The sequence below is a fragment of the Kitasatospora sp. NPDC057512 genome (assembly GCF_042802135.1).
Classification (GTDB): domain Bacteria; phylum Actinomycetota; class Actinomycetes; order Streptomycetales; family Streptomycetaceae; genus Kitasatospora.
The window spans coordinates 1-4,277 of sequence record NZ_JBHVET010000724.1 but is presented as its reverse complement, the minus strand read 5'-3'; the positions used below and the strand labels follow the sequence as shown (position 1 = coordinate 4,277).

The following is a 4,277-nucleotide window of genomic DNA, read 5'->3' as shown; positions in this document are numbered from 1 at the left end:
GGCCTGGGCCGGGGCGGACGGCTGTCCGGCGGGCGGGCCGCCGGCCTCGACGAGGGCGACGGCGCCCGGCCCCGCGGAGTCGGCCGCGGATCCGGCGACGGCGGCGCCGTGCGGCGCGGCGTCCCGGTCGGACCGCACCACCGTCGCCCCGGCGGCCCCGGCCAGGCAGAGCAGCGTCAGCGCCGTCACCCCGGCCAGCGCCCGCAGGCGGCGCCCGGCCCGGGGTATCCGTCGGGCAACGGGCCGGGCGACGGGCCGGTCCGGGCCCGGCAGCGACACCGCTTCGCCCGCCGCCTCGCCCGCCGCGAGGGCCTGCCGCAGCGCCGAGGCCATCGTCGCCGCGTCGGGCCAGCGCTCGTCGGGCGCCTTGGCCATCGCCCGCTCGACCACCGCCCGCACCGGCGCGGGCACGTGCCCGGGCAGCGGCGGCACGGGCTCCGTCAGGTGCTTGAGGATCAGTTCGAGGGCGGTCTCCCCGTCGTACGGGAGCCGGCCGGCGAGGCATTCGTAGAGGACCACGCCGAGCGCGTAGAGGTCCACCGAGGCGGTGACCGTCCCGGTGGAGGCCTGTTCCGGCGCCTGGTAGGCGGCGGTTCCCAGCACCACCCCGGGTACCGTGAACCGGGGGTCGCAGGCGGGGCCGGCGATGCCGAAGTCCGCGATCACCGTGCGGTCGCCGCGGACCATCAGGTTGGCCGGTTTGATGTCCTGGTGGACCACCCCGGACGCGTGCGCGGCCTCCAGCGCCTCCAGCACCTGGAGGGCCAGCCGCACGGCCTCGGGCACCGGCAGGGCTCCGCGCCGTTCCAGGACGGCGCTCAGCGGCTGACCCTCGATCAGTTCCATCACCAGGTAGCCGACCGGGCGGCGACCGGGCTCGGCACCGTACGCACCGCCGTGCCCGTCGCCGTGCGCGTCGCAGCTGTGCCCGCCGCCGCTGTGCCCGTAGTCGTACACGCCGACGATGCCCGGGTGCCGCAACCGGGCCATGACGCGGGCCTCGGCGTGGAAGCGCTCGGCGAAGCCGGGCTCGTCCAGCAGAGCCGGCTTCACCACCTTGACCGCGACCCGGCGGCCCAGGACCTCGTCCTCGGCGAGCCACACGTCGCCCATCGACCCGCCGCCGAGCCAGTCCACCAGCCGGTAGCGGTCGGCGAGCACGGTGCCGCGCAATGCTTCTCCCTGAATCGAACCCGAGGGGGCCGGAGCGGATCCGGGGGCCGGCCCGGTCCCCTGGGCGCGCCCTGGTCCGGGATGCCCTCCGAGGATCGTGGCACCGGCTGATAGCTACTGACTTGCCATCATATGAATGATGTTCAGCTCAGGCCATTCCCGGACCGTGCCCGTGGCACCACGAACGGCGGGGCGGCACCGCGCTGTGGCCTGCGGTACCGCCCTGCCGTTCGATCGACTCCCCTGTCGCCGTCGCCGGTCCGCTACGTGAGCGGCCCCTGCGGGTCGTATCCGGGGAAGGCGCGGTCGAAGAGCCAGTTGTAGAGCATCTCCCGGCAGATCTCCGGCTGGTACGCCGGCACCTCGTGACCGGAGTCGGGGATGGACACCTGCGTCAGGTTGCCGCGCCGGCGGACGAAGCCCTTGGGGTCACCCGGCGTCTGCTTCCAGATCAGGCGGGGCGCGTTGTGCCATTGCGGGTCGCGGTCCCGCATGAGCCTGTCGAGGATCTCCTCGGTGCTCCGGAAGCCGCAGGCGGTGTCGAAGTTCCCGGTGTAGAGCAGCACCTTGTAGCGCTTGGTGCCACCGTCGCTCCTGTCGATGAGGTCGCCGTACTTGTCGGACGCATCGACCATGATGTCGTTCTTCAGGTTCTCGGCCACCGGACCGGCGTTGTCCTCACAGGTCCACTCGACGTCGACCGGCACGTGCAGGGCCTTCTTGACGGGATCGGTCTTCAGGTACGACTTCACCGCCTCCCAGGGGAGCCCCTTCCATCCCCGCACGTCGTAGACGTCGAAGTGCCCGCCGTAGCCCAGGGTCTTGTCCACCAGCGCGTTGCCGTCGTCGGTGGCCTGGGCCATCTTGCCTTCCTTGATCTCGGCCTGGACCTTCGCGTAGTCCCGGAGCAGCTCCTCGCGTTGGCCGAGGCCGATGAATCCGGTGGTGTAGGCGTAGTCGACCATGAGGCCCAGTGAGAGTTCGGGGGTGATCCAGCCGTTGCCCACCGCGATCCCGCGCAGGTCGAGGTGCTGCCCCGCCTTCTGCCCGTTCTGCTTGTCGATCTCCAGGGCGATCGCCGGCACGTACTTGCCGGCGTAGCTCTCGCCGCAGACGTACAGCGGACACTTCGCGTACTCGGGGTGCAGCCGGAAGAACTCCTGGAGCGCCTGCCAGAACATGTGGCCGAGTTCGGCCTCGTCCTGGACGTAGGCCTCGGGCTTGTCGGAGTGGCTGTATCCGGAGCCCAGGGGCTGGTCCCAGTAGACGACGTGCGCCTCCCGGTTCCAGCCGGTGGTGGTCAGCGACACCGTCCCGAGCTCGTCCTCGCTGATGGTCAGCGGGCCGTTCTCCAGGAAGAGCCCGATCAGCGAGGAGGCGCCGGGGCCTCCGTTGAGCCAGATCAGCAGCGGTGTGGCGCTGATCAGGTCCTGCTGGGCGGAGACGGGCACGTAGGGGCTACAGGTCTGGCTCTCGAAGAACCAGTAGAAGAGGTGGTTCTTCCTGGTGTCCTTGCCGTCGAGCTGTACGCGCCCCGCGTAGGAGCGGAGCCTCTTGGTGTCCTTGGTGTACAGGTCGAGGGTCTGGGTGTCGAGGAGGTTCGCCGGGATCGACGTGACGAGATCGTCCGGGTCCATGGTTCGGTCCTTTGTGTGGCGGAGGGTCGACGGGTCAGCGGGCGAACGGGATGCCCCGGCGGGACTGCGCGTGGTGGGGGTGGCTGAACAGCCCCTTCGTCCGCTCGGGGGCCTCCAGGGTTCCGATGCGCTGCCCCATGTGCAGTTGCAGGGCCGGGAAGCGGCCGTGCTCGAACAGCAGGATGTTCAGGGAGCCGCCGTACTGGAAGTTCCCGATCTTCTGCCCCTTCGTCACCGGAACCGGCTTCTGGGGGTTCCGGAATTCCTTTTCGTACTGCACGGAGCCGATCGAGTTGAGGCCGACGGTCACCATCGCCACGTACGTCTCGTGGTTCCGCATCTGGGGATCGGTGAACGTCGTCCTGAAGACGAGGTAGCCGCGGCGGAAGTTGTCGAACATCTCGTAGTCGAAGCCGTAGCCGACGTTCCCCTTGTTGAGGAGTTCGGGGAAGTCCCGCATCCCGTAGTAGATCCCGTGGACGTCGTCGTGGGACTCCACGACCTCGCCCTGCACCGGCGCGTGGTACCAGTGGTAAGTGTCGGGCATCAGGATGCAGGACACGGCCGTGCCCCCGGGCACCGTCCTTCCGTCCTCCTCCCTGGGGACGAACTTCTTGTAGTACTCGGAACCGGCGAGCAGCTGCCTGACGTTCATGGTGACCGTCTTGACCGGGATCGGCGTCTCCTCGGCCAGGTCGTCGACGATCATGTTGATGACGCAGTCGGTCGGGGCGACCACCACGCTGTTGTCTTTCGGGGCGTCGATCGGCCGCTTGCCGTCCTTCAGCTCCCGGATGAAGAACTGGTTGAAGGTGGACCAGGGGCCGTCCTTGAAGTCCCCCATCCTCGTGCCGAGTTCGTCCTTCCAGAGCTTGATGAGCTTCTGCCCGTCCTCCCCCTCGTCGTCCATCTGATCGCCCTGCAGATGGGTGAAGTCCGCGGTCATCGCCAGGCCGGGACCACAGGTCACGAAGACCATCCCGTAGTCGTTCTCGTAGGTGAGCCAGCTGAACTTCTCGATGTAGTCCAGGCCGTCGTTGGGCTTGGTCTTGTACCAGTCGTTGTACCAGTCGGTGAAGAAGTTCTTCAGGTCCTCGATGCCCTTCCCCCGCCAGTCGTAGTAGACCTTCTTCCCGTCGGGGTCATTCGGGTCCGCCGGGCACTTCACCACGTTGGCGATCGTCGCGTCGAACAGGGTCCTGAAACCCTCGTGATTGCCGGCGTACCAGCCGTCGATCTTCGTGAGGAATTCCTTGAGGGATTTCGAGAACTCACCGTTGTCCGGCATGGCTCTCCCTTTCGCATCCGCCGCGGAGGCGTCCCCTTTCGGATCGCCTCTCCGGTCTCGGCGTCCACGAGTATGGTTGCGCCCCGGTCCGCGGCCGGCCGGACACGCGTGGGCGTCACCGGTCCGTGAATTCCCTTGCCGGTATGAGGAATTACCCTCATTCGGCAACCGGTCGGGAG

General features: G+C 68.6%; 3 protein-coding genes. All 3 read right to left on the bottom strand.

What is annotated here, in order from left to right:
- Nucleotides 1–1,173, bottom strand: a 1,173-nt coding sequence (locus ACFU6K_RS32620) for a serine/threonine-protein kinase (protein WP_380669205.1), incomplete at its 3' end; no start/stop codon positions are given.
- Between the two features lie 263 nt (nucleotides 1,174–1,436).
- The gene (locus ACFU6K_RS32615) at nucleotides 1,437–2,810 is read right to left on the bottom strand and encodes a hypothetical protein (protein WP_380669203.1); all 1,374 of its coding nucleotides are present in this window, start codon (nucleotides 2,808–2,810) and stop codon (nucleotides 1,437–1,439) included.
- A 34-nt stretch (nucleotides 2,811–2,844) separates the two neighbouring features.
- On the bottom strand, nucleotides 2,845–4,098 hold the full coding sequence (locus ACFU6K_RS32610) for a phosphatidylserine decarboxylase (protein WP_380669201.1): 1,254 nt from the start codon (nucleotides 4,096–4,098) through the stop codon (nucleotides 2,845–2,847).
- Nucleotides 4,099–4,277: the final 179 nt, after the last annotated feature.